The organism is Gammaproteobacteria bacterium (genome assembly GCA_016199745.1).
In the GTDB taxonomy this organism is placed as follows: Bacteria; Pseudomonadota; Gammaproteobacteria; order Acidiferrobacterales; family Sulfurifustaceae; genus JACQFZ01.
The window spans coordinates 13,001-39,221 of sequence record JACQFZ010000046.1; the positions used below are offsets into that span (position 1 = coordinate 13,001).

The window sequence follows — 26,221 nt, forward strand, 5'->3', positions numbered from 1 at the left end:
CGAGCGAGTCGCGCCGATCAACCCGCGCTCTTTTTCACTTTCAGCCGAATCGCTTTAATGCCAATTTTGGCTAACTGTTGATGGGCCGCGTCGAGATCCTCGACACGCGCATAAGGACCGAGGCGCACGCGGTGGAATTCGCCCTTGCCCTCGATACTGATCTTTTGAATCTGCGCTTGTATCCCCTGCAGCGCGAGCTTTGCCTTCAATTGATCGGCTTCTTCGTAGCTGGCGAACGAGCCGGCCTGCAAGATGTAACCGACCCCCTCTTCGGTCCGTTCGACCTTCGCCGGCTTCGTGCGACGATCGGGTAATACGGTTTCGACTTCCGGCAGGACCGTATAGAAATCGAGTTTCGGTTTGGTGGGTGCCGGTTCGGCCTTTTTCGGCACGGTCACGGGTTGCTCAACGTGTTTGGATTTTTTACTCGTTAATAAACCGGCGAGACCATCCGACGAACCCGAGCGCTTAATGACCAACTCGGTAATCAAAACGCCGCTGATACCGAGCGCCAACCCGAGCAACAGCCACACCCAACCGGGGACGCGTTTCTTTCCGGAAGTTCCAGGCGGGCGGCGGCGCGCGACCATCGGTTACATGCTCTCCGGTGCAGATACACCGAGCAGGCCCAAGCCATTGGCTAACACCTGACGCGTAGCGGCGATGAGGTTGAGACGAGCGTCGCGCAGATCGGTTTTCTCGACGAGGAACATGTGCGTGTTGTAATAGGAGTGCAAGTCGCTCGCGAGCTCGCGCAGATATTGCGCAACGGCGTGCGGTTCATGATCAGCCGCGGCGTTTTCAATGACCTCGGGATAACGCGCGAGCTTGTTGATCAGCGTGCGCTCGTGATCCTCGATCAGTCGGCTGAGCTGAGCATTGCCGTTAGCTCGATCGTACGGCAAACCTTTCTCCGATAATTGTTTGAACACGCTGCACACTCGGGCGTGCGCGTACTGCACGTAGTACACCGGGTTATCTTCGCTCTGCGACAGCGCCAGATCGATATCGAACACGAACTCGGAATCGGCGCGGCGCGATATCAAGAAAAAGCGCACGGCGTCGCGCCCAACCCATTCGATCAGATCGCGCACCGTCACGTACGAACCGGCGCGTTTAGAAATTTTTACTTCCTGTCCGCCGCGCATGACCTTAACCAAACTATGCAGCACGTAGTCGGGATAGCTCGGCGGAATGCCGATGTTCAACGCCTGCAGACCGGCGCGAACGCGCGTGATCGTGCTGTGGTGGTCGGTACCTTGAACGTTGATGACGATACCGAAGCCGCGTTGCCACTTGGTGACGTGATAAGCGACGTCGGGTACGAAGTAAGTGTACGTTCCGTCCGATTTGCGCATGACGCGATCTTTGTCGTCGCCGTACTCGGTTGTGCGTAACCATAAGGCGTTGTCTTGCTCGAACGCCTTGCCGCTCGCGACCAACGCGTTGACCGTTGCCTCGACTTTGCCGTCGGTATAAAGGCTCGACTCCAAATAATAGTTGTCAAACTTCACGCCGAACTTCTGTAAGTCGATGTCTTGCTCGTTGCGCAGATAGGTGACGGCGAATTTGCGGATTGTGTCGAGATCGTTCGCGTCGCCGCTGCCGGTAACCGCTTCGCCGTTCGACGCGCGTACGGTTTTCTTCGCCTGAAAATCGTTGGCGATGTCTTGAATGTACTCGCCGTTATACGCCGCTTCGGGCCAACCGGCGTCGCCCGGCTTCAACCCTTTGGCGCGCGCTTGTACCGACAGGATTAGGTTTTGGATCTGCACGCCGGCGTCGTTGTAATAGAACTCGCGAGTGACGGCGTAGCCCTGCGATTCGAGCAGCGACGACAGCGCATCGCCCAGCGCCGCTTGCCGACCGTGCCCGACATGCAGTGGGCCGGTCGGGTTGGCCGAGACGAATTCCACCATCACCTTTTTGCCTTGACCCTTGGTGTTGCGGCCGTACGCCGGCGCTTGCCTGAGGATGACCGGGACGACGTCATGCAGCGCGTCGACCCGCAGATGAAAGTTGATGAAACCAGGGCCGGCAATGTCGACCTTGGCCACGCGTTCGGACACAGGTAATGCGGCGACGATTTTTTCGGCGAGCTCGCGCGGCTTCAAGCGAGCGATTTTGGCGAGGCCCAGCGCAATGTTGCTGGCGAAGTCGCCGTGCTCTTTGGCGCGGGTGTGCTCGATGGTGATAGCCGGGGCCGCATCGGGCGGCAGGATTCCGGCCGTCTGCAGTTGGCTCAAGGCCTGCACAATTAGGCTTTCTAGATGGTTTTTCAAAGGGTCTCGGCGGGCTCGACGAAAGGGAGGCCGATTCTACCGGCCTGTTCCGGCAGGGAAAAGCCAAGATTGAGACGGCCGGCCGACGCTGGCACCAAGCTTGCTTTATACGTAGGTGATAAGTCGGGGTACAGAGGTGGATGCAATGCTGCAATTTACTGATCAATCAACGACGCCGTCATGGAGCAACAGCGATAGCGTATCAGCTGATTTACCGCGGGCCACACGTGAAGAGTTGGTCCAACTGCGCCTTTTAGAAGGCGTCGAGCTTAGCGGCGTCGAAGGCTTGTTGCGCCGCTGTGCGGTGCGCACCTTAGTCGTCGGCGAAGTCTTAGTGCGCGCCGGCGAAACCTGCCCGGCGCTCTACTTCGTTCTCAGCGGCCGCCTGCGGGCGCGCGATCCCTCATCGATTTTGCCGGACACTTTCATCGAAGTCGGCGACGGCTTCGGCGAGTTGTCATTGTTTCAATGGGCGCCGTCTACGGTGACGGTTATGGCCCTGGAGGCCGCCCGCGTCTTAGTGGTCGATGCACAAACCGCCGGCACGCTGGTCGCCACCTCGCATCCATTGGCCCGTAACCTTTTGAATGTATTGGCCGAGCGCTTGCGCGCCAGCGCCGGCACCGTCGGTAACACCGGTCAACTGGCCGCGGCTTATAAGCGCCACGCCACGCTTGATGAGGCCACCGGCCTGCACAATCGCCGCTGGCTGGAAAACGTATTACCGCGGCAAATCATGCGCAGCTCGATGGCCGGTAAATCGCTGGCACTGTTGCTGGTCGATATCGATGATTTCGGCCAATACAACGCCGATTTCGGCTACGACGCCGGTGACCACGCGTTATACGCGGTGGCGCAGACGTTGCTCAATAGTGTGCGGCCGACAGATTTAGCGGCGCGCTACGGCGCCGGGCAGTTTGCGATTGTGTTGCCGGAAGCGGATATCGCGGGGGCCGGAGTGGTCGCCGAGCGCGTTCGGCATGCGGTCGGCGAGGCGGTGGTACTAATGTCCGACGAGAGCATTCTGCCGCCGGTGTCTGTCTCCATCGGCATCGCTGAACTTGCACCATTCAGCGATGCCCCGACGTTGTTGGCGGCGGCGCAGCAAGCGTTGCGCGAAGCTTCCAAATCGTAATTGCCTCGTGCTGTCTACCTATGGGCAGGTAGCGGTTCCATCCTCGCAGGACACGGTAATGGTCATGCTACCTAGGGCAGCACCGCTATACGCACTGAGCGAGCCGGTGTAAGACGTACCCTCGCCGATGAAGACATCGACGAGAACTCGAGCGATTCCGTTGGAATCGGTAGTTACCTTGTAGGGTGACGCGTGTGCTGTGCCGTCGGTGTCCCGCAGGACCATTGCTTGACCGCCGGTCGTCGTTCCGTCTGAGAGATCAAGGAAGAGCTCGACTTCCGTATTTGCTAGGGGCGCTTCACCTCTGACGAGACTTACCGTAACGCGGGTTCGTTCGAACGCCCCCGGATTTAAATCTGCACTGGCGGTCCAGGTAATCGACGACGGGTTAAGGGTTATCGTAGTTCCGACGGACGCGCCGTCGCTGTCACTGCTTCCGCAACCCGCAACTAAACTCGTAGCCAAGATTGCGGCGTAAAAATTTCTCTTCATTGTGATCGCCCCTTAAGATTACTCAATCGCCCTAAGGCGAAAGTAGCAGGTTTGTATCGTTCCGCCCCGACGAAGCGGGTCGGTGGATAGCGTGGTTTATTAGCTTTGCGTTCTATCTATGCCCAGCTATTTATATAGTTTAGGCCAGGGTTTTCGACAAGGAAGTCGTGGGATTTACCGCTGGAGCAATAACTCGACCTCGCGCAAATTGGCTCGCCGCATGGGACGGCCGTCTACCGGGCTTAGCGGGGGTTCGCGGACAGCGCGGGAATTGAAGAGGCAAAGCTCGATAGTGGTTCCATCGGCTGAGAACCGAAAGGCCGACACGTTTTCATAACGTTCGTCGCCAAAGCGTAAGCGCCGTTTGCCCTGCTCGAACGGAATATGGTGCTCGCCCAGAAACAGGGCGATGTTTTCCGGCGTGTCGGCGCTGACATGCAGTTGAACTTCGGCGTTCGGTGTCACGGTTCCACTTAACACCGAACCGACCAGGCGTGGTTCGAAGGCCTCGAGAAAGCGCATCGCCTGCAAGGCAATTTCGCGCAGCCGCCGCGTATTGCGTGCCAACTCCGGACCATGAAACAGCTGTAAGTGCTGCGCCAGCGCTGCTTCTATTTCTTCGTTACTGGGCAGATGTTGCTGGTCGGTGATGTTTAGCCGCGTCGCCGCTTTGCGTTTCGCCGTTTGATAATCATCAACACCCTCTTCCGCCATGATGCGCGCCGCCTCGGCGGTGATACGCAGGCGTTTCTGCTCTTCGCCGCGCGGGCGAGAGCGGCTATGCCGCGAGTTCGATCGAGGGGGCATTAGAAGAGTTTTTCACGCACCTTTTCAGATTCGGAAGGTACCGAGGGCGCCGGTAGCGATGTTGTATCGACGGCATCGGTGGTTGGCAGGTCAGTTGCCGCGGTAGCGCCGCCGGATTCGTGGCCGCGGATGAAATACTCCTCGATCGCATTGGGGCTGCCGGCTTCGACGAGGGTGCCGGTTTCGCTGTCGACATAGGCCCTGACGATACCTTCTGGTGGAACCGGGCGTTGTTCCGGCACCCCGTCTAATGCAACGCGCATGTAGTCGATCCACATCGGCAGCGCGGTACGCCCGCCCGCCTCGCCACGCCCGAGCGATGTGGGTTGGTCGAAACCGATCCAAGCCGTCGCCACCACGTCGCGGTTGAAGCCAGTGAACCAGGCGTCGCGATAATCGTCGGTGGTGCCGGTTTTGCCGGCCAGATCGTTACGGCCGAGTACTTTGGCTGCCGTCGCCGTGCCTTCGCGAATGACGTCTTGCATCATGCTGGTGGTGATGAAGCTGACGTCGGCATTCAGCACGCGCGGTGCTAGGCGCGGGTTGGCGGCGACCGCCGTGCCGGCGGTTTCGCAGTCGGCACAGGCGATGAGCGGGTCTGCTTGCTCGATGACGTTGTGCTTGCTGTCTTCCACGCGCGTGATGAAGTAGGGCTCGACCTTAAAGCCCGTGTTCGCGTAGACCGAAAAAGCCGTTGCCATTTGCATGGGTGTCGCTGACGCCGTCCCGAGCGCGAGCGACAAGTTGTGCGGAAGCTTGGCCGGATCGAAACCGAAGCGACCGAGATATTCCGCGGCATATGTCGGACCGATCGCACGGACCACGCGGATCGACACCAGGTTAAGCGATAGCGCTAGCGCCTTACGTAACCGCGTTGGTCCGAAGAACTTGCGGGAATAATCTTCCGGCCGCCATTCATCTTCGAGATTGGCGTCTTCAATGACGATCGGTGCGCCACTGACGGCGGTGGCGGCGGTGAAGCCTTTCTCCAGGGCCGCTGTATAGATGAAGGGCTTCAGACTTGAGCCCGGCTGACGCTCGGCTTGGGTGGCGCGGTTGAAGCTGCTATTGGTGAAATCGAAACCGCCGGCAAGTGCTAACACGGCGCCGTCGCGCGGCCGCAGCGACACCAGTGCGCCGGTCACTTGCGGCACTTGCGCTAAACGCCAATGTCCCGTTTCCACGCCAGTGATCTCGGCCGTAGTGACGGGCGGTTCTAGATAAACCACATCACCGACTCGTACTACGTTGCTTGCGGTTTCCGGAATGGCGCCTATGGCATTTTCATTGATATAAGACCGCGCCCACGATAAGGCCGACCAATCGAGAGACACCATGGTGCCGTCTTGCGTGTAGGCACCCGCATTTTTTTCGCCGATTTTGGTAACGATCGCAGGAATCAACTCGCCCACAACACGGTAGTCCTTGAGCGTGTCATCAAGATGACCCATGTCGAGCGGCTCATGCAACGAAACGTGCGCGACGGCGCCGCGGTAGCCATGACGCCGATCGTAATCGAGCAACGCATGCCGCAGCGCTTGATTGGCAGCACGCTGATGTTTGCTGTCGATCGTGGTGTAGACATGAAAGCCGCCGGCGTAGGTTTTTTCGTCGTACGTCTGCAGCATGTATTGCCGTACCGCTTCGGCGACGTAGGGCGCTTCGAACTCGTAATGCAGCGCGTGTTTGCTCGCGGTTAACGGCGCCTTGAAGGCTTGTTCGAGCGTGGCATCGTTGATGTAACCGAGGTCATGCATATGCCGCAACACGTAGTCGCGCCGTTCCAGCGCGCTTTGCGGATTGGTGACCGGATTGTCGCGTGACGGTGCCCGCGGCAGGCCAGCGAGCATCGCGATCTCGGACAAGCTGAGTTTGTCGAGGGTCGAGCCGTAATAGACCTGCGCCGCCGCGGCAAAACCGTAAGCGCGATGACCGAGGAAAATTTTGTTGATGTAGAGCTCGAGGATCTGTTCTTTCGACAGTTCTTGCTCGATCTTGAAGGCGAGTAGTATTTCTTTGAGTTTGCGGGTGTAGGTTTTTTCCGGGCTCAGCAGGAAATTGCGCGCGACCTGCATCGTGATGGTGCTAGCGCCCTGCCCGGTGCTGCCGGTGCGGAAGTTGTACACCGCCGCGCGGACGATACCGACGACGTCGACACCGTGGTGTTGATAAAACGAGTGATCCTCGGCCGAGAGAATGGCTTGGATCAGTTGCGGCGGCACCGCGTCGATCTTTACCGGAATGCGCTTCTCTTCGCCGAATTCGGCGATTAATACGCCATCGGCGGTGTATACGCGCAGTGGGACCTTGAGGTCGGGATCTGTCAGGTCGTTCAGGGGTGGCAGTGTCGGTACCAGTGCCAAGGCGACCATGGCCAGCACGACGACACCGAAGGCCATCAGACCGAAGAATCCAACGAGAGCGAGTTGCCACGGTCGACGGGGAAGATGTGCCGCCAATCGAGCCAGTAGTTGCCGAAAACTTTGCATTAGGTGCGAGGAAATCGTCAGGAAGATTCGAGCGAAAACGCGAGCGTCCGGCAGTATATAACGAAAGAACGGCGACAGCGTGGACGTGCGTCGCCGCAAATGGCCGGTTCACGAAATTTAGGGAGTGGCTTTACTAACAAGATCTTCCGTTCCGCGTTGGTTTGTCATTTCCAAATTTCATGGACTATAGTTCTCTATACCATTCACCTACATTATCCATTTAGATAATAACCGATTGAATGTTAAGGGGAAATAGTGCCGAATCTAGCCGAGTTGCTCTTTGCGCGAAAGCAGCCGCCGCTGGTGGGCATCGACATCAGTTCATCTGCGGTCAAGGTTCTCGAGCTCAGTAAAGAGGGAGAGCATTACCGAGTCGAACGCTACGCCGTTGAGCCGTTGCCGCAGAACGCCGTTGTTGAGCACGCCATCACCGAAGTCGAACAGGTTGCCGATGCCGTCGAGCGTGCCGTCAAGCGCTCGGGCACGCGTTGTAAGCATGCCGCGGTCGCGATACCGGCGGCGCATGTTATTACCAAAGTCATCAAGATGCCGGCCAACCTCTCCGATCAAGAGCGGCAGACACAGATTGAGATGGAGGCCGACCACTACATCCCCTACCCGCTTGATGAGGTCAACCTCGATTATCAAGTACTGCAAATGCAAGAACCCGGTGCTACTGAGGTCGATGTCCTCATGGCCGCGTGTCGCAAGGAAATCGTCGACGACTATTTAGCCGTTATTCAGGGCCGCGGTTTAACGCCAGGCGTAGTCGATATCGAGACCTACGCCATGGAAAACGCCTATGGGCTCATCGCCCATCACATGCCGGGCGGCGGCATGGAAAAGACGGTCGCCACTATCGATGTCGGCGCGACCGAGACCACGATCAATGTCATGCACAACAATCGTTCGGTCTACACCCGCCACCACTCCTTCGGCGGTCGCCAGCTGACGGAAGAAATTCAGCGGCGTTACGGCTTGTCTTATGAAGAAGCCGGCCTTGCCAAAAAACAAGGCGGTTTGCCCGACAACTACCAAACGGATGTGTTGCGTCCGTTTATGGAAGCGATGTGCCAAGAAATCATGCGCGCATTGCAGTTCTTCTATTCATCAAGTCCGTTCAATAGCGTCGATCAACTGCTATTAGCCGGCGGTTGCGCCCAAATCCCGAGCATTGATGAGCTGGTTGCGGCCCGCATCGGCGTGCCGGCGATGGTGGCAAATCCATTCACCAGCATGTCGTTGTCGACGCGCGTTAAGCCGCAATTACTTAGCAATGATGCGCCGTCGCTCATGATCTCTTGTGGCCTCGCGTTGCGGAGCTTCGACCCATGACGACACGCTTAAATCTATTGCCCTGGCGCGAGATGCGCCGGCGTGATCTCGATCAAAAGCTATTGCGGTTGGCGATCGGCGCTTGGGCGTTGACGGCGTTGATCGTCGGTGCTGCTTATTTGCATGTCGGCGATTTGATCGTTGTCCAGAACCAACGCAACGATTTCTTGAAGCTAGAGATCGCCAAGGTCGAGAAAGAAATTAAAGAGATCGCCGAGCTCAAGAAGAAGCGGCAAGACTTGATCGCGCGAATGAATGTGATTCAACAGCTGCAGGCCGACCGTACCCGCGTCGTTCATATTTTCGACGAATTGGTGCGGCGCGTACCGGAAGGTGTGCAGTTGCGGACGTTGAAACAGACGGGGAATGTGATTGCACTTACCGGCGCCGCACAATCCAACGCTCGAGTCTCGGCGCTAATGCGTAATTTTTCTGGTTCAGAGTGGTTCGCCGATCCTGAGCTGGAAGTGATTAATGTCAAACCGCAAGGCGGCGACCGCGTCAGCGAATTTTCCATGAAGGTGAAGAACATCACCAAGAAGGAAGCGGCAGAGGTGTCTGGGAGTGGGACATGACGTTAGACGAATTAAAAAATATAAATCTCAACGACATTTCCTCGTTACCGCTGCCGGTCAAAATCCTCGGCGTGGCGGTAGTGGGCTTGTTGATCTTAGCCTTGGGTTATTGGTTCCTGATTGCCGACAAGCTTGAAGAGAAGGCGAAGGCGCAGGAGCAAGAACAGGAGTTGCGCCAGACGTATCTCAACAAGAAGTTGCTGGCGCTCAATATCGAAATCTATCGGCAACAGATGGAAGAGATGGAGCGCACTTTTGGAAGTTTGCTGCGGCAACTGCCAAATACTACCGAAGTGCCGGATCTGCTAGTTGATATTACCCAGGCTGGGTTGGGGCGCGGACTCGAGTTCTCGTTGTTTCGGCCGGAGAAAGAATCGCCCAAAGATTTCTACGCCGAGCTTCCTATTAGCCTCCAAGTGAGCGGCAGTTATCACGAGCTGGCGCAGTTCATCAGTGATGTTGCTGCCCTGCCGCGGATTGTGACCTTCGGGGATATTACACTTTCGGGAGAAAAGGGCCCTCGGTTAAGCATGACAGCAACGGCGCGGACCTATCGTTACCTCGATTCCGGACCGCCGGCCGACGCAACTCCCAAAAAATCGCGCACGGGCAACAAATAACTCTATGAAGCGCTCGGTAGCTAAGTCGTTTTTGTTTCGTCTCGCATCTATTGGCGGGCTACTTTTATTGGTCGGCTGCAGTAGTGATGGAATGGATGATTTACGAGAGTTTGTGAAAACAGCCCATGCCGGCAAGACGCCGAAAGTTGAGCCGTTGCCGGAGGTTAAGCCGCAGGAGCAGTTCGCCTACGCTGCCGATAATTTGGTGGACCCGTTCGCGCAATTTAGTCGCAAGGCGCAAGCCACCGCTGGCGCCGGCCCACGGCCGGACATGAACCGGCGCAAAGAGGCGCTCGAAGAATTTCCGCTGGATGCGTTGAAGATGGTTGGCACGCTGATACGCGGCAAGCAATTTTGGGCAGTGATTCAAGCGCCGGACGGAACCGTGCATCGCCTTTCCGTCGGCAATCATATGGGGCAGAACTTCGGCAAGATCCTGCGTATCTCCGAAGAAAAAATCAGCCTTATCGAGTTGGTGCAAGGTCCGTTAGGTGATTGGGTAGAGCGCGAGGCCAGCGTGGCACTCGCCGAACAATAAGATCGCGACAGGGTAGGTAGATCTCATGAATATACGATCAATGACTTCCAAGGGCCGCACCATATCCGCCTGTTTCTCCAGCTTGGCGCTGCTGCTGATGGCGCCGCTGGCAGCGGCTGCCGAAATTCAATCGCTGTCCTGGGCGGCGGGCGCTTCGACGCCAACGCTTCAGGTCACGATAGATGGCGATGCGTCGTACAAGGCAGAAGTGCTCGAAGGCGGTCAATGGTTACGCCTGGCCTTTCCTGACACTAAGTTAGGGCAACAGGCACTGGATCTCGACGGTCAGCAATACGTGCGCGGCGTCTATCCGTCGATGGCGGCAGATGGAACGACCGCCAACATCGATTTAGTGCTGGATCAGCCGGGCAAGGTGCAGGTCGAAAAAACCCAAACGGGCTATGCGGCCGCTATCAGCCTCGAGCAGGCAACAACCGTGGCGCCGGCGCAACCTGAAGTTGCTGCTGCGCCGGCGCCGACAGCGCCACCGTTGAATGAAATTAAAGAAGTGGTCTATGCCAAGCTGCCCGGCGAGCGTATACAAATTACGGTGCGCATGGCGCAAACCCCGAGCGACCCCAGTACCTTCTCGATTACCAATCCCGCGCGCATTTCGTTCGATTTTCCGAATACGCGGGTAACCATGGTCAATAAAACCGTTCCGGTGCGCGCCGGTGCGGTAACGAGCGTGACGGCAGTAGAAGCCGATGGTCGTACGCGATTGGTGTTGAACCTTCTGAAACCGGTGGGTTACACCGCGGCGGTCGACGGCAATAATTATGTCTTAACCGTGAACGCGCCGCCGACAACCATTGCATCGGCTGAGCAGCCGAAGATGACCCACTTCGGCAGTGCGCGCGAGAGCGGCAAATATAGTTTGAAGTCGATCGATTTCCGCCGCGGTCCACAAGCCGACGGCAAGATCGTGATCAAGCTGTCCGATCCAGCGGTGGGTGTCGATATCCGCGAGCAGGCGGGAGAAATCATCCTCGATTTCAGCAACACATCGGTTTCGCCCGAGCTACAGCGGCGGCTCGACGTGGTCGATTTCGCAACGCCGGTGCAAACCGTCGACACTTTTGCGCAAGGGCGTAACACGCGCATGGTCATTACCCCCAAGGGGCGCTATGAGCATGTGGCTTATCAGACCGGCGACGTTTTTACCGTTAGCATCAAGCCGGTCATCGAAAAGCCCGATGAAAAGAAAGTCGATGAATTCGGCTATTCCGGTGAGAAGCTGTCGCTCAATTTCCAGAATATCGACGTGCGTGCTGCTTTGCAGGTGCTTGCCGATTTTACCGGGCTCAACTTCGTCGTCAGCGATACGGTGAAAGGCGCTCTCACGTTGCGGTTGAAAGATGTTCCGTGGGACCAAGCGCTGGATCTTATCGTCGATGCGAAAAATCTGGCGGTACGGAAAAAAGGCAACGTGGTGACGGTGGCGCCCGCCTCTGAAGTGGCGGCGAAAGAGAAAGCGTCGCTCGAAGCCACCAAGACCATTATCGAAATCGAGCCACTCGTCTCGGAATTGGTTCAGATTAATTACGCCAAGGCGTCTGATATCGCTGCTTTGCTCAAGTCCGTCAAAGCATCAAATCAAGCAACTACACAGGGTGGAAGCGTTATTCAGGCTTCACCAACGTCAGCAGATAATTCGCTTACATCAAATTCCCTGCTGTCTCCGCGTGGCCAGGTAACGGTAGACGATCGTACTAACTCCGTATTAGTACAAGACACTCCTGGCAAGATACGTGAGGTTCGTTCGCTCATCGCCAAGCTCGACCAACCAGTGCGTCAGGTGTTGATCGAAGCTCGCCTGGTGGAGGCCACCAATAACTTCGCCCAGGGAATTGGTATTCGTTGGGGTCATTTGAGCGATGGCGCCATTGGAAATAATCGGGTCGTCACCGGTGGAAGTCTCGATTCTCCCGGTACGCTCAGTACGGCGACCTCGCCAAACGGCTTTAACGTGAACCTAGCTAGTGGTGGTGCAGGTACGGCCACAACGCCGGGTCTTTTTGCCGTTACCTTGCAAGCCGGCGCTCGTATGCTCGATTTGGAGCTATCAGCGCTCGAACAGGAAGGCCAGGGTAAGATTATTTCAAGTCCCCGCGTTATTACTGCCAATCAGAAGAAAGCTAAAATCGAGCAGGGGCAAGAAGCAACGTTCGTATCATTCGAGGGCAGTGAAGTTGTCCGAACCACCAAGCGTGCAACGCTAAAGCTCGAAGTTACGCCGCAGATTACACCCGACGATCGAGTCAACCTCGATGTCAATATCACGAAGGATAATTTCGTCGATGCATCCATTGGTCTTTTGAATCTCAAAGATATCAATACCACGGTATTACTCGACAACGGGGAAACGGTAGTGATTGGCGGTATTTATGAGCAGGACAAAAATAATACCGAAACCAAGATTCCCTTCTTTGGCGATATCCCTGTGCTCGGATGGTTATTTAAAAACAAGAGCCTCAAGGACAACAAAACAGAGCTCCTGATCTTCCTCACGCCGCGCATCGTGTCTCAGAATTTGACGCTACGTTAACCGCCAAGAGAGTGGCGCAAAACGCCGCTCTCTTGATTTCTTGCCGTGTTGCTGGCATACCGCCGCTATGACAAACAAGGCGGGCCGCATTTTTCTGATCGGCCCGATGGGGGCAGGTAAGTCGACCATCGGGCGGCATCTCGCTGATTTACTCCAGAAGGATTTCCGCGATTCCGATCACGAGATCGAGCGCCGTACCGGGGCGAGCGTTGCGCTCATCTTCGAAATTGAGGGGGAAGACGGCTTCCGACGGCGCGAATCGGCGGCGATCGAAGATCTGACGACGCGGGATGATTTGGTGCTAGCTACCGGCGGCGGCGCTATCTTGGCGGAAAGCAATCGGCAAGTATTGCGTAGTCGCGGCATTGTCGTTTACCTACAAGCCCCCATCGAGACATTGTTGGCGCGGACCCATCGCGATCGCAATCGACCGTTGTTACAAGACGGTGATCGTCGCGCCAAATTCGAGGAAATTCTGCGCGTGCGCGATCCGCTATATCGCGCCGCTGCCGATATCATCATCATCACCGACCACCGTTCGCCGTCGGCGGTGGCCCAAGAAATTGTCACCAAGATCCAAGCTCTAAAAGGCAACGAAAGTGCTACGCAATGAAAACGCTGCGAGTTGAGTTAGGCGAACGTAGTTATCCGATCTATATCGGCTCGGGACTGCTCGCACGACCGGAAATAATGGCGCCACACCTAAGCGGCCGTATCGCCATCGTCACCAATGAAACGATCGCGCCGTTGTATCTGCCGCGCTTGCGGGCGTCGTTGTCGGCGGCTAAACCGGTCGAAGTGATCCTGCCGGATGGTGAGCAGCACAAAACCCTAACCGTGCTTACGCGCATCTTCGACGCACTGCTCGAGGCGCGCTGCGACCGGAAAACCACGGTGCTCGCGCTCGGCGGCGGTGTCGTCGGCGACATGGCCGGTTTCGCCGCCGCCTGCTATCAGCGGGGCGTACCGTTTGTGCAGATTCCGACGACGTTACTGTCGCAGGTCGATTCCTCGGTCGGCGGTAAAACCGGCGTCAATCATCCGCTCGGCAAGAATATGATCGGCGCGTTCTATCAACCGCGCGCCGTGGTAATCGACACCGATACGCTCAGGACCTTGTCGGCGCGGGAGCTAAGCGCCGGCTTAGCGGAAGTCGTCAAATACGGCCTGATCCGCGACCCCGAATTTTTCGATTGGCTGGAAAAAAATCTCGAACGGTTGTTACAACGCGAACCGGAGGCGCTGCAATATGCCATCGAGCGTTCGTGCCGTAACAAAGCCGACGTCGTTGCCGCCGACGAAACCGAAGGCGGGTTGCGCGCCATCCTCAACTTGGGTCACACGTTCGGCCATGCGATCGAGACCGGCATGGGTTACGGCCAATGGCTGCACGGCGAAGCCGTCGCTACCGGCATGGTAATGGCGGCCGATCTGTCGCGGCGCCTGGGTTGGCTGAGCGATGTCGATGTAACGCGCATCGAAGCGGTGCTCAAGGCAGCGCACTTGCCGGTGCGTGCGCCGGCCGGGTTGAGCGCACAACGGTTCAAAGAGTTGATGGCGGTCGACAAGAAAGTCGAGGCCGGCCAGTTGCGGCTGGTATTGTTGAAGCGCCTCGGCGATGCCGTCATCACCGCCGAAGCACCGACGGCGCTGCTCGAGCAAACGCTGGCCGCCGGCCGCGCGGCCGACTGACCGATGGCATCAGCCGACGCCATCGCTTCGACAGCGCGCGCGCTGGCGCCGTATGCCGCCTCGGAGACGCGTTCGCGTGGCCGGCAATATCCCGAGCCGGCGCCGCGTTACCGCAACGAATATCAACGCGACCGCGACCGCATCATTCATTGCGCCGCATTCCGGCGCCTGGAATATAAAACCCAAGTCTTCGTTAACCACGAGGGTGATCTGTTTCGTACGCGCCTTACGCATTCAATCGAGGTAGCGCAGATCGCGCGCTCGATCGCTCGGGCACTCGGCCTCAACGAAGATTTGATCGAAGGTATTTCACTCGCGCACGATCTTGGCCACACACCGTTCGGTCACACCGGCCAGGACGCGCTGAACGACTGCATGCGCGACTACGGCGGCTTCGAGCACAACCTGCAATCGTTGCGCGTGGTCGACGTGCTGGAAGAGCGCTATGCCGACTTTCCCGGATTAAATCTGACGTTCGAAATGCGCGAGGGCATCCTCAAACATTGCTCGATCAAACACGCACGCGAGCTCGGCGACGTCGGCCGGCGCTTTATCGAAAAGAAACAACCCGGTCTGGAAGCGCAAGTCGCCAACGTCGCCGACGAAATCGCCTACAACAATCACGACGTCGACGACGGTTTGCGTTCCGGCTTAGTGTCGATCGAGCAGTTGCAGGAAATCGCCTTGTTCGCCGAACAGTACGAGCGCATCGGCCGGCGTTACCCGGAGTTGCCGACCCGCCGGCGCATCCACGAAACCATCCGTCACATGATCGACGTCGTCGTCAACGACTTCATCGACCAAAGCCGTGCGCGAATCGACGCCGCCGGTGTTCGCAACATCGACGACGTACGCGAGCGCGATCAGCCGCTGGTGGGTTACTCCGAGCCGGTGCGGGCACAGGTGCTAGCGCTAAAACGCTTCTTGCGACAAAACCTTTATGTCCATCCGCGGGTCAAAGAAGTCAGCGCCAAGGCCGCGAAGACCGTGCAGGACTTGTTTCAAGTTTTCTGGCAGGACCCGAAGTTACTGCCCGCCGAGTATCAGGAGCGCTTGCAGCGCGCCGACGACGATCCGGAGACGCAGCGAGCACGGGTGGTGGCCGATTACATCGCCGGTATGACAGATCGCTACGCCATTCGCGAACACGTACGCTTTCTAAATTCTGTCGATTGGGGATAAATCGGCTGTCACTTTTTGACAAACATTGGCTCCACGGATTGGAGGCCGGTGTATACTCATTGGCCTTTTCGTACGTATTTCCGCGGTTTTAACCCTGAGCACGCCGTTTGGCGTCCGGAAGCAAGCGAGAAACGTGTGAATTCAATGCAAAATCCTCCGGCAGCGGGGCTTTACCGGCCGGAATTCGAAAAAGATAGCTGCGGTTTTGGGCTTATTGCCCATATGGACGGCCGTTCTAGCCATTGGCTGGTACAAACCGCCATTAGCTCGCTCGCTCGTTTGGCTCATCGTGGTGCAGTGGCGGCCGACGGCAAGACCGGCGACGGTTGCGGTCTGCTGCTGCAGAAGCCGGATCGGCTCCTGCGCGCCTTGGCGGCAGAGCTCGGTTTTATCCTCACCGACGTTTATGCGGTCGGCGCCGTTTTCTTAAATTCAGAGACAACGCTGGCCGAGCAGGCTAGGCAAACGCTTGCACGCGAGCTTGCCGCCGAAGGGCTGATCGTCGCTGGTTGGCGCGTGGTTCCCACCCATCCCGAGGGTTGTGGCATCGAAGCCTTGAAGACCTTGCCGCAGATCGAGCAGGTATTTGTCAGCGCTCCGGACGGCATGGATGAATCCACCTTCGATCGCCGTCTTTATATAGCCCGGCGTCGCACGGAAAAGGCGCTGCAGGCAAACGATCCCGTGTTTTACGTTCCGTCATTGTCGGCACGGTTGCTGAGCTACAAGGGATTAGTCATGCCGGCCAACTTGCCGGTGTTCTATACCGATCTCAAAGACCCGCGCCTCGAGTCGACGTTGTGCGTGTTCCACCAGCGTTTCTCGACCAACACCTGGCCGCAGTGGCGCTTGGCGCATCCGTTCCGCTATCTCGCTCACAACGGCGAGATCAACACCATTCAGGGCAACCGCTTCTGGGCCGCTGCCCGTGGTCCGCGCATGCGCACGCCGTTGATTCCAAAAATGGAAGACGTGTTGCCGCTGGTATCGATGTCCGGTTCTGATTCAATGAGTCTCGACAATATGCTCGAGGCGTTGTTGGCCGGTGGTATCGATATCTTTCGGGCGATGCGCATTTTGGTGCCGCCGGCGTGGCAGAACGTCAGCACCATGGATCCGGACCTGCAGGCGTTTTATCAATTTCACGCCAAGCACATGGAGCCGTGGGACGGGCCGGCAGGCATTGTTTTGACCGACGGCCGTTACGCCGCCTGTGTCATGGACCGCAATGGGTTGCGGCCGGTGCGTTACGTCATCACTCGCGATCCGGTGCTCGGCGATCTCAAAGACGGCGACTACAGCGGTTGTGTCATTACGCTCGCGTCCGAGATCGGCGTCTACGACTATTCGCCGGAAGAAGTCATCGCCAAGGGTCGGCTAAAGCCCGGACAAATGGTGGCGGCCGATACCGCCACTGGAAAATTGCTGTTACCGGCCGACATCGACAACTTGCTCAAGATTCGCCAGCCGTACAAGCGCTGGCTGAAAGAACACACGCGCTATCTCGACGCGACGCTCGACACCAATGTCACCAACGTTCCGCCGATGAATCCGGACGCGTTGCTGATTTATCAAAAGATGTACGGCTTGAGCAACGAAGAGCGCGAGCAAGTCGTGCATGTACTGGCCGAGACTGCGCAAGAAGCGGTCGGCTCGATGGGCGATGACACACCGATGGCGGTGTTATCGGCCCGCATTCGCTCGTTGTACGACTATTTTCGTCAGCAGTTCGCGCAGGTGACGAATCCGCCGATCGATCCGCTGCGCGAGCAGATCGTGATGTCGATCGAGGTCGTGTTCGGCCGCGAAAAAAATGTATTCGAAGAAACACCGCGACACGCGTCGCGTTTGATCGTCGATTCGCCGGTGTTGTCGATCGGTAAATTTCGCGCGCTGCAATTGTTGAACGATCCGGAATACGCGCACGAGTGGCTCGATCTTACGTATCCCGCCGAGCTTGGTTTGCCGCGCGCCATCGAGTCGCTCTGTGTCACCGCGGCAGCGGCGATACGCGCCGGCAAAGTGATTCTCATCTTGAGCGATCGCAACATCGAACGCGGGCGCTTGCCGATCCACGCCTTGCTTGCGGTCGGTGCCGTGCACGGCCATTTGATCCGCGAAGGTCTGCGCTGCGACGCCAACATCGTCGTCGAGACCGCGACCGCGCGCGATCCGCATCACTTCGCCTGCTTGATCGGCTACGGCGCGACCGCTGTGTATCCGTACTTGGCGTACGAATGCGTGCGTAACCTCGTGCGCACCGGCGATGTCGCCGACAAGGATATCGGCAAGTATCTCGAAAATTATCGCAAGGGCATCAACAAGGGCCTGTTCAAGATCATCTCGAAGATGGGCATCTCGACCATGGCCAGCTACCGCGGCGCACAATTGTTCGAGATCGTCGGTCTGCACGATGAAGTGGTCGAGCGTTGCTTCGCCGGCACCACCAGCCGCATTCAAGGCGCGACCTTCGCCGACCTCGAACGCGAACAGACGATACTCACCAGCGACGCCTGGAACCGCCGGCGCTCGGTGGCGCAGGGCGGTTTGCTGAAATTCGTTCACGGCGGCGAGTACCATGCGTTCAATCCGGATGTCATCAGCACGCTGCAAGCCGCGGTGAAGAGCGGCGACTACGAAAAATATTTAGAGTTTGCGGCGCTAGTGAACGGCCGCGCACCGATGGTGTTGCGCGACTTGCTCAAATTGCGCGACGACGCCGTCGCCATTCCGATCGAACGCGTCGAGTCGGTCGAGAATATTACTAAGCGTTTCGATTCCGCCGGCATGTCGCTCGGCGCGTTGTCGCCGGAAGCGCACGAGGCGTTGGCGATCGCCATGAATCGCCTCGGCGGTCGCTCGAACTCGGGTGAGGGCGGCGAGGATCCGAAGCGTTACGGTAGCGATAGAACCTCGAAGATCAAACAAGTCGCGTCGGGTCGTTTCGGTGTGACGCCATCGTATTTAATGAGCGCCGAAGTACTACAGATCAAGATCGCCCAGGGCGCGAAGCCAGGTGAGGGCGGGCAGCTGCCGGGCGACAAGGTTAACGAAATGATCGCGCGGTTGCGCTACGCGCGCCCCGGCGTGGCGCTGATCTCGCCGCCGCCGCATCACGACATTTATTCGATCGAAGACTTGGCGCAGCTCATCTTCGATTTGAAGCAGATCAACCCGCACGCATTGGTGTCGGTGAAGCTCGTTTCCGGTCCCGGTGTCGGTACGGTCGCCGCGGGTGTGGCGAAGGCGTACGCCGATCTCATCACCATCGCCGGCTACGATGGTGGCACTGGCGCCAGTCCGTTGACGTCGGTGAAGTACGCCGGCACGCCGTGGGAGCTTGGTCTCACCGAAGTGCATCAAACCTTGCGCCTGAACGATTTGCGCGGGCGCGTGCGATTACAGACCGACGGCGGCTTGAAGACCGGGCTCGACGTGGTGAAGGCGGCAATTCTCGGCGCTGAAAGTTTCGGGTTCGGCACCGCACCGATGGTTGCGCTCGGTTGCAAGTATTTGCGCATCTGCCATCTCAACAATTGCGCTACCGGTGTTGCTACCCAGAACAACGTGCTGCGCCTGCAACATTTCACCGGCCTGCCGGAAATGGTGATGAATTATTTCCGCTTCGTCGCGCGCGAGACGCGCGAGTGGATGGCGAAGCTCGGCGTTACTCGTTTATCCGATCTCATCGGCCGCATCGATTTGTTGACGGCGTTGCCGGGCGCGACCGACAAGCAATCGCATCTCGACCTCGCGCCGATTTTGTCCGACGCCAGCGCGCCGCCGGACAAGCCGCAGTATTGCCGGGTGATGTTCAATCCATCGTTCGACAAAGGCGAGATGGCGGAGCAGATGGTGCGCGACGCCTTGCCGGCGATCGAAAAATTATCCGGCGGTGAATTTCATTACCAGATCCGCAATTTTAATCGCTCGATCGGCGCGCGCTTGTCCGGCGAAATCGCCCGGCGTCACGGCGATCACGGCATGGATCAAGCGCCGGTTGTCATGCGCTTGAAGGGCACCGCCGGGCAAAGCTTCGGCGTCTGGAACGCCGGCGGTTTGCATTTGATTCTCGAAGGCGACGCCAACGACTACGTCGGCAAGGGCATGGCCGGCGGCAAGATCGTCATCCATCCGCCGCACGGCAGCCGTTTTGAAAGCAACGAGTCGACCATCATCGGTAACACCTGCCTCTACGGCGCCACCGGCGGCAAGCTGTATGCCGCCGGCCTCGCCGGCGAGCGTTTCGCCGTGCGTAACTCCGGCGCACTCGCCATCGTCGAGGGCATCGGCGATCACGGTTGCGAATACATGACCGGCGGCATCATCACTGTGCTCGGCGAGACCGGCCTCAACTTCGGCGCCGGTATGACCGGCGGTCTCGCCTATGTGCTCGACATCGATAACAACTTCGTCGATCGCTACAACCATGAGCTGATCGACATCCATCGCATCCATACCGAGATCATGGAGGCGCATCGGCAGTACCTGCGCGATTTGATCCAGGAGTTCGTCAACGAAACCGGCAGCCGCTGGGGCCAGACGATTCTCGACAATTTCCCCGATTTCCAGAGCAAGTTCTGGTTGGTCAAACCGAAGGCGACCGATCTCGACCGCTTGCTGGAGACACTGCGCCAGGCCGCTTAATGTCAAACGTCTTTCAATTTCTGCAGGTACCGCGCCAGGACCCGGCGAAGAAGCTGGTGAATGTTCGCATTCGTGAGCACGGCGAAATCTACGGCCAGTTCGACGCCAAGGGCGCGGCCGCACAAGGTGCGCGCTGTCTCGACTGCGGCAATCCGTATTGCGAGTGGAAGTGCCCGGTCCATAACTACATTCCGAATTGGCTGCAGCTCATCGCCGAGGGCAAATTGTTCGAGGCCGCGGAGTTGTCGCACCGTACGAATTCGTTGCCGGAAATCTGCGGCCGCATTTGTCCGCAGGACCGACTGTGCGAAGGCGCGTGCACGCTGAACGACGGCTTCGGTGCCGTCACCATCGGCTCGATCGAGAAGTACATCACCGACGAAGCGCTGAAGCAGGGTTGGCGGCCGGATTTGTCCGGCGTCGTGCGCACTGACAAGAAAGTCGCCATCGTCGGCGCCGGTCCGGCCGGGCTCGCCTGCGCCGACGTGCTGGTGCGCAACGGCGTGCAGCCGGTGGTCTACGACCGTTATTCCGAGATCGGCGGCTTGCTGACGTTCGGCATTCCACCGTTCAAATTAGAAAAAGAAGTGGTGCAAACGCGCCGGCGGATTTTGGAAGAAATGGGCGTGCAGTTCGTGCTCAACACCGATATCGGTACCGATGTGCCGTTCGCGAAACTGCTCGGCGATTACGACGCCGTGTTTCTCGGTATGGGCACGTACTCTTATATGAAGGGTGGTTTCGCGGGCGAGGATCGGCCGGGCGTTTACGAAGCGCTGCCGTATCTCGTCTCGAACATCCGCCGCTTGCTGAAGATCGAACAATCGCCCGGCGACTACATCGACATGCAGGGTCAACGCGTCGTGGTGCTCGGCGGCGGCGATACGGCGATGGACTGCGTACGCACGGCGATTCGCCAAGACGCGACCGAGGTGAGCTGCGCCTATCGACGCGACGAGGCCAACATGCCGGGCTCGCGGCGTGAGGTCGCGAACGCCAAGGAAGAGGGCGTGCAATTTTTGTGGAACCGCCAACCGATCGAGATCGTCGGCCGCGATGGTGTGGAAGGCGTGAAGGTCGTGACCACCGAGCTCGGACCGGCCGACGCCCGCGGCCGACAGCAGCCGCAGACGATCGAGGGCAGCGAAGAAATCATCCCGGCCGATCGCGTCATCATCGCCTTCGGCTTTCGCCCGAGCCCGGCCGATTGGTTCGACCAGCACAAGATCGGCGTCGACGATCGCGGCCGCGTGCGCGTCTGCAAGGAAAATCAGGGCTTACGTTTTCAAACCGGCAATCCGAAGGTGTTCGCCGGCGGCGACATGGTGCGTGGCAGCGACTTGGTCGTGACCGCCGTGTTCGAAGGTCGTGAAGCCGCCGAAGGGATCCTCGATTTCCTGGGCGTGTAAATCGAAGGGTCCCTCTCTCCCCTTGCGGGAGAGAGGACAGGAGAGAGGGGTAGGATTATCAATCTATAATTTTACCCCCTCTCCCCTTGCGTCTCCCTCTCCCGCAAGGGGGGAGGGAGACGCAAGGGTAAGTATCTGCGGAATTCTTTAGGCATCCCGCCGTTGAACAGCACGTATTTCCAAATCCCCAGCCGTGTAAAATCGCGCCCCATGAAGCCACTTAAGAACGACCTTTTTCTGCGCGCCTTGCTGCGCGAGCCCGTCGATGTCACGCCGGTATGGATCATGCGCCAGGCCGGGCGTTATCTCCCCGAATACCGCGCCACGCGTGCCAAAGCCGGTGACTTCCGTACGCTGTGCATGACGCCGGATCTGGCATGCGAAGTCACGTTGCAACCGCTGCGCCGCTTCGCGTTTGATGCGGCAATTTTGTTCTCCGACATTCTGACGATTCCCGATGCTATGGGCTTGGGCTTGCACTTTGTCGAAGGCGAAGGCCCGGCGTTTGAACGACCGGTGCGCACCGCCGCTGACATCGATGCGCTCGGCGTACCCGATCCCGAGCAAGAGTTGCGTTATGTTGGCGACGCCGTGCGCTTGATCCGGCGTGAGCTCGATGGCCGTGTGCCATTGATCGGCTTCGCCGGCAGCCCGTGGACGTTAGCGACTTATATGGTCGAAGGCGGCAGCAGCCGCGACTTCGCTCAAATTAAACGAATGCGCTATCAAGCACCGGAGTTATTGCATCGTCTGCTCGACGTGCTCGCACGCTCGGTAACGGTGTACCTGAATGCGCAGATTGCCGCCGGTGCGCAGGCACTTATGATTTTCGATACCTGGGGCGGCGTGTTGACGCCGAATGATTACCGCGCGTTTTCGCTCGAGTACATGGCGCGCATTGCCCGTGGGTTGACGCGCACGAGCGAACAACGGCGAGTACCGCTCATCATGTTTACCAAGAACGGCGGCCAATGGCTCGAGGCCATGGCCGATGCCGGTGCCGATGCGCTCGGCATCGACTGGACCACCGATCTCGGCCACGCGCGCCAGCGCGTCGGTGCGCGCGTGGCCCTGCAAGGCAATCTCGATCCGTCGGCATTGCATGCGGAGCCGGCACGCATCCGCACTGAAGTCGGCAATGTCTTGCAAAGCTTCGGCAAGGGCAGCGGCCATGTCTTCAACCTCGGCCACGGCATTACGCCCGACATCCTGCCCGACCACGTCGCCGCGCTGGTCGAGGCGGTCCATGAGCTCAGTCGACCGTTTCACGCCTAGTCACCGGCGGGGCGGTTTTCACGCTGTCCCGCCAAAATTCCATTTGCAGCAATGGCCTAGCGAGCTGCCGCAGTTCGTCAGTTGTCATTTAAAAAGTGCGGGCGTAGAGTCGCCGGCGGCCATGGAGAGAACGGCCGGCTGCCAGCGGCCAGAAGGTCCCACACAAGGAAGATTTACGCAGCGACAGCGACCATCGGCACATAGCCATCGGGCTGTGCCAGTTCCTTGGGGGGCGGGTTTTGTCTGCGGGCGCATCGAACACCGACCGGTTACCATCGGAATCTTCTTTATTATCCGTGCTCGGCGGTCTCAAAGAGACAGCGGTGGGCGCGGTCATCTACGAGCGCATCGCTCGACTCCTTGACGATCAAGAAGCAGCGCACCGCGACGTCGAGCGCGTGTATGGCATGCTGTTGCGTCTCTTGCTCGACGCGTATACGCGCAGTCCTACGCTTGATCACGTCAATCAGATCAACACCAAACTCACGCAATTGCAGGAAGCGCTGGCGTTAACATCGCCGGCGGTACCGGCGCCGATTGCGTCGACGGTTGAGACGGCGCCGGCGGCGAGCGAACCGCTGCCAATGCCAATGCCAACGCCGCCGAGCCACATCGATAATCCACCGCCGGCGAACAGTACGCCCGTCATACCGCTCGCCCCGGTCGCCGTCGCGCCGCCGGAAGCGCCATCGCCGGCGCCGGCCGAGCGCCGGGTGAACGCGGCCTATCGGCTCCACCTCGATCGCAAGAGCGAGGAGATTGCCAAGCTGCAAGATGCGTTTGCGCAAAACGTGCAGGACGCGATCACGCAGAATCGCGAATTCGGTGCGTTGCTGCAGATCGAGCTGAGCGCACTGCAGCAGGCGGAAGGCGCCGACGAGATCGAGTCGATGCGGCAAATTTTGATCGGCGCGATCGAGGAACTGAAACAGGGACAGCGCGCGCTCGGCATCAAGCTGCACAAAACCAGCGATTACCTAAAGCTCATCAAGTCGGACAGCGACCGCTTGCGCGATGAACTGAATAAAGTGCGACTGCTGAGCTTGACCGACGAATTCACCGGCTTGCCGAACCGGCGTGCATTCACCCGCCGGTTGCAGGACGAAATCGGCCGCGCTGAACGTTACGGCACGCCGTTGGCGATGGCGCTACTCGATCTCGACGAGTTCAAGTCGATCAACGATGCCTACGGCCATGCCGGCGGCGACGAAGTACTGCGGGCGTACGCGGCGAATGTGTTGTCGACGTTGCGTCATCACGATTTAGTGGCGCGTTACGGTGGCGAGGAATTTGCGGTGCTGTTGCCCAATACCTCGCTTGAAGGCGCCGCCGCCGCGCTCGACAAGGTGCGGGCGCGCGCGTCGTCGATGAGTTGCACGCTCGACGGCAAGAATATTCGAGTACCGAGTTTCTCGGCCGGTTTGACCTTATACGCGACCGGCGATGTGTATAGCTCGATCATCGATCGTGCCGACCGTGCGCTATACCGCGCCAAGCGTCTCGGCCGTAATCGCTTCGAGGTCGAACTCGCGGCGGTGCCGAAGGACAACAGCGTCGACGAGCGGCCGAATGACGTCCAATCGATCGACTAAGCTTTTTTGTAAACCTGAGGTCAGCACCGTGGTAACGCCAATGACAGAACCGACACCGCAACAGGCTTTCGTCGCCAGCCTACAAGGCCATCTCGAAGGATTGCGCCGCACCGCCGACGGCGAGGCACTTTGCAAGTTGATCGCGCGCGGGCTCAAGCGGCACGAGGGCAACAGCGAAGGTATCGGCCAAGTGTTCCTCACGTTTTTGCACTCGCTGCTGGAACGGTACGCGATCGATGGCGAAAGCCATCCGGCCACGCGCATTAAGGCGCGCTTGATTCAACAACGCTTGATTCCGTTCCTTACGCCGACCGCGCCGAAACCGAAGCCGGCGGTTGCACCGGTGATCGAGATTCCGAAGATCGAAGAGCCGTCGAAGCCCGCACCGCGACCGACACCGGCAGCGGAACCGGTACGCACACGGGTAATTGCCGTGAGCGACGACAAGCCGGTCGCACCCGAGCTGGATAAATTAAGCGAAGATTTGGCGCAGCAGGTAACACAAACGTTCGCGGCCGACGAAAAATTCAAGGACCTGCTAGGCGCGTCGGCGCCGGCCGGCGAGCTCCAAGCGTTTGCCGACCTCAAGCAACTTTTCTTAAAAGGTCTCGACGAGTTGATTCACGAGCGTGCCGAGCTTAAACGGCGCTTGGGCGCCGCCGGCGAATATTTGCGGTCGATCGAAACCGAGCGCGAACGTTTACGCATCGAGCTAACCGATGCCCGCAAGCACGGAATCGCCGACGATGTTACCGGCTTACCGAAACGCGAGGTGTTTGTGCGCGCCCTCGAAGCCGAGGTCGGACGCGTAACCCGCTACGGATTTTCGTTGGCGTTGGCGCTGCTCGACATCGACGGCTTCCGCGCGCTGAACGAAAAGCACGGTCGCGCCGCCGGCGATGCCGTGTTGCGCTGTTATGCGCGCGATGTGCTGGTGCGCTTTCGCACGTATGACTTAGTCGCGCGCTTCGGCGACGACGAGTTCATTATTTTATTTCCAAATACGCAGCAAGACGGTGCCCAACGCGCGCTCGACAAGGCGCGGCGGGCGGCAACCGAATCGGTGTTGAGCTTCCGCGGTATGACATTGCCGGTGCCGAGTTTCTCGAGCGTGTTGACGATTTACCAGCACGGCGAAAAGGTGCCGGCGCTGCTCAACCGCGTACAGAGCGCGCTGGCGCACGCCAAGCGCACACGTGCCGGGGCGTCGGTGTTGGCGTTGCCGGAGCAGTAATAACCGAAAGCGTTTTACGCCGACGGCCGTTGGTATTTACCCCCTCCCTAACCCTCCCTCGCCGGGCTTAGTTCAGTTCACTCCGCCGCCGTTGCCGGCGAGGGTTAGGGAGTTGCATCTATACCATTGCGCCCAAACAATATTCGGCGACGGGCATGCCTGGTTTTTGACGTTTACAAGAAGTTTTGACAACTGTTGAACATCGCCACGGCCCGGCCATGGCCCCACGCCAAACCCTCTAAACCTGCTAAAAAAACGGCGATTATGGGCTTTTGTCGAAATAGGGGTTGGTGACAAATAAATCGGGGGAATAAGAGCCGATCGACGGTACTGGTAAACCTAACCACGGTGGTTAGAATTTCGGCCAAG

At 58.6% G+C, this 26,221-nt stretch carries 18 protein-coding genes; 14 read left to right on the plus strand and 4 right to left on the minus strand.

The features are described from left to right. Positions 1 to 17: 17 nt before the first annotated feature. Positions 18 to 590 (minus strand): SPOR domain-containing protein, encoded by a 573-nt coding sequence (locus HY308_10685; protein MBI3898747.1) that lies wholly within the window; start codon positions 588 to 590, stop codon positions 18 to 20. Positions 591 to 593: 3 nt separating this feature from the next. Continuing rightward, complete coding sequence (locus tag HY308_10690) at positions 594 to 2,282, minus strand: arginine--tRNA ligase (GenBank protein MBI3898748.1); 1,689 nt, start codon at positions 2,280 to 2,282, stop codon at positions 594 to 596. 145 nt (positions 2,283 to 2,427) lie between these two features. On the opposite strand from HY308_10690, the gene HY308_10695 reads away from it, so the two are divergent. Further along, complete coding sequence (locus HY308_10695) at positions 2,428 to 3,417, plus strand: diguanylate cyclase (protein ID MBI3898749.1); 990 nt, start codon at positions 2,428 to 2,430, stop codon at positions 3,415 to 3,417. Positions 3,418 to 4,083: 666 nt separating this feature from the next. Here the strand turns inward: HY308_10695 and HY308_10700 are convergent. Together HY308_10700 and HY308_10705 are read right to left on the minus strand one after the other, a co-directional pair. Next, complete coding sequence (locus HY308_10700) at positions 4,084 to 4,716, minus strand: hypothetical protein (GenBank protein MBI3898750.1); 633 nt, start codon at positions 4,714 to 4,716, stop codon at positions 4,084 to 4,086. Continuing rightward, positions 4,716 to 7,205: a penicillin-binding protein 1A gene (locus HY308_10705; protein MBI3898751.1), complete on the minus strand. Its 2,490-nt coding sequence runs from the start codon at positions 7,203 to 7,205 to the stop codon at positions 4,716 to 4,718. The genes HY308_10700 and HY308_10705 overlap by 1 nt, the downstream gene beginning before the upstream one ends. Before the next feature lie 273 nt (positions 7,206 to 7,478). Between HY308_10705 and HY308_10710 the strand changes: the two genes are divergently transcribed. The 13 genes from HY308_10710 to HY308_10770 all read left to right on the plus strand — a co-directional run bounded on the left by HY308_10710 (position 7,479) and on the right by HY308_10770 (position 25,852). After that, positions 7,479 to 8,540, plus strand: coding sequence for a pilus assembly protein PilM (locus tag HY308_10710; GenBank protein ID MBI3898752.1), 1,062 nt, complete (start codon positions 7,479 to 7,481; stop codon positions 8,538 to 8,540). After that, positions 8,537 to 9,115 (plus strand): PilN domain-containing protein, encoded by a 579-nt coding sequence (locus HY308_10715; protein ID MBI3898753.1) that lies wholly within the window; start codon positions 8,537 to 8,539, stop codon positions 9,113 to 9,115. The genes HY308_10710 and HY308_10715 overlap by 4 nt, the downstream gene beginning before the upstream one ends. After that, complete coding sequence (locus HY308_10720) at positions 9,112 to 9,735, plus strand: type 4a pilus biogenesis protein PilO (GenBank protein MBI3898754.1); 624 nt, start codon at positions 9,112 to 9,114, stop codon at positions 9,733 to 9,735. Before HY308_10715 ends, HY308_10720 begins: the two co-directional genes overlap by 4 nt. 112 nt (positions 9,736 to 9,847) lie before the next feature. Beyond that, positions 9,848 to 10,273, plus strand: coding sequence for a pilus assembly protein PilP (locus HY308_10725; GenBank protein ID MBI3898755.1), 426 nt, complete (start codon positions 9,848 to 9,850; stop codon positions 10,271 to 10,273). A 25-nt stretch (positions 10,274 to 10,298) separates the two neighbouring features. After that, positions 10,299 to 12,821 carry a type IV pilus secretin PilQ gene (pilQ, locus tag HY308_10730; GenBank protein MBI3898756.1) on the plus strand — a complete coding sequence of 841 codons (2,523 nt, stop codon included), beginning with the start codon at positions 10,299 to 10,301 and terminating at the stop codon, positions 12,819 to 12,821. Between the two features lie 67 nt (positions 12,822 to 12,888). Further along, positions 12,889 to 13,434 carry a shikimate kinase AroK gene (gene aroK, locus HY308_10735; protein ID MBI3898757.1) on the plus strand — a complete coding sequence of 182 codons (546 nt, stop codon included), beginning with the start codon at positions 12,889 to 12,891 and terminating at the stop codon, positions 13,432 to 13,434. Further along, positions 13,431 to 14,513, plus strand: coding sequence for a 3-dehydroquinate synthase (gene aroB / locus HY308_10740; protein ID MBI3898758.1), 1,083 nt, complete (start codon positions 13,431 to 13,433; stop codon positions 14,511 to 14,513). The genes aroK and aroB overlap by 4 nt, the downstream gene beginning before the upstream one ends. 3 nt (positions 14,514 to 14,516) lie before the next feature. Then, the gene (locus tag HY308_10745; GenBank protein ID MBI3898759.1) at positions 14,517 to 15,695 is read left to right on the plus strand and encodes a deoxyguanosinetriphosphate triphosphohydrolase; all 1,179 of its coding nucleotides are present in this window, start codon (positions 14,517 to 14,519) and stop codon (positions 15,693 to 15,695) included. Positions 15,696 to 15,839: 144 nt separating this feature from the next. Continuing rightward, positions 15,840 to 20,342 (plus strand): glutamate synthase large subunit, encoded by a 4,503-nt coding sequence (gltB, locus tag HY308_10750; protein ID MBI3898760.1) that lies wholly within the window; start codon positions 15,840 to 15,842, stop codon positions 20,340 to 20,342. Continuing rightward, positions 20,342 to 21,751, plus strand: coding sequence for a glutamate synthase subunit beta (locus HY308_10755; protein MBI3898761.1), 1,410 nt, complete (start codon positions 20,342 to 20,344; stop codon positions 21,749 to 21,751). Before gltB ends, HY308_10755 begins: the two co-directional genes overlap by 1 nt. A 210-nt stretch (positions 21,752 to 21,961) precedes the next feature. Next, positions 21,962 to 23,026, plus strand: coding sequence for a uroporphyrinogen decarboxylase (gene hemE, locus HY308_10760; protein MBI3898762.1), 1,065 nt, complete (start codon positions 21,962 to 21,964; stop codon positions 23,024 to 23,026). 323 nt (positions 23,027 to 23,349) lie between these two features. Beyond that, positions 23,350 to 24,618 (plus strand): GGDEF domain-containing protein, encoded by a 1,269-nt coding sequence (locus HY308_10765; GenBank protein ID MBI3898763.1) that lies wholly within the window; start codon positions 23,350 to 23,352, stop codon positions 24,616 to 24,618. Further along, positions 24,596 to 25,852 (plus strand): diguanylate cyclase, encoded by a 1,257-nt coding sequence (locus HY308_10770; protein MBI3898764.1) that lies wholly within the window; start codon positions 24,596 to 24,598, stop codon positions 25,850 to 25,852. Before HY308_10765 ends, HY308_10770 begins: the two co-directional genes overlap by 23 nt. The last annotated feature ends 369 nt before the right edge of the window (positions 25,853 to 26,221 follow it).

Coding starts and splice junctions, on each gene's coding strand:
- HY308_10685 (MBI3898747.1), bottom strand. CDS start 590: ATGGTCGCGCGCCGCCGCCCGCCTGGAACTTCCGGAAAGAAACGCGTC.
- HY308_10695 (MBI3898749.1), top strand. CDS start 2,428: ATGCTGCAATTTACTGATCAATCAACGACGCCGTCATGGAGCAACAGC.
- HY308_10700 (MBI3898750.1), bottom strand. CDS start 4,716: ATGCCCCCTCGATCGAACTCGCGGCATAGCCGCTCTCGCCCGCGCGGC.
- HY308_10705 (MBI3898751.1), bottom strand. CDS start 7,205: ATGCAAAGTTTTCGGCAACTACTGGCTCGATTGGCGGCACATCTTCCC.
- HY308_10715 (MBI3898753.1), top strand. CDS start 8,537: ATGACGACACGCTTAAATCTATTGCCCTGGCGCGAGATGCGCCGGCGT.
- HY308_10720 (MBI3898754.1), top strand. CDS start 9,112: ATGACGTTAGACGAATTAAAAAATATAAATCTCAACGACATTTCCTCG.
- pilQ (MBI3898756.1), top strand. CDS start 10,299: ATGAATATACGATCAATGACTTCCAAGGGCCGCACCATATCCGCCTGT.
- aroK (MBI3898757.1), top strand. CDS start 12,889: ATGACAAACAAGGCGGGCCGCATTTTTCTGATCGGCCCGATGGGGGCA.
- aroB (MBI3898758.1), top strand. CDS start 13,431: ATGAAAACGCTGCGAGTTGAGTTAGGCGAACGTAGTTATCCGATCTAT.
- HY308_10745 (MBI3898759.1), top strand. CDS start 14,517: ATGGCATCAGCCGACGCCATCGCTTCGACAGCGCGCGCGCTGGCGCCG.
- gltB (MBI3898760.1), top strand. CDS start 15,840: ATGCAAAATCCTCCGGCAGCGGGGCTTTACCGGCCGGAATTCGAAAAA.
- HY308_10755 (MBI3898761.1), top strand. CDS start 20,342: ATGTCAAACGTCTTTCAATTTCTGCAGGTACCGCGCCAGGACCCGGCG.
- hemE (MBI3898762.1), top strand. CDS start 21,962: ATGAAGCCACTTAAGAACGACCTTTTTCTGCGCGCCTTGCTGCGCGAG.
- HY308_10770 (MBI3898764.1), top strand. CDS start 24,596: ATGACGTCCAATCGATCGACTAAGCTTTTTTGTAAACCTGAGGTCAGC.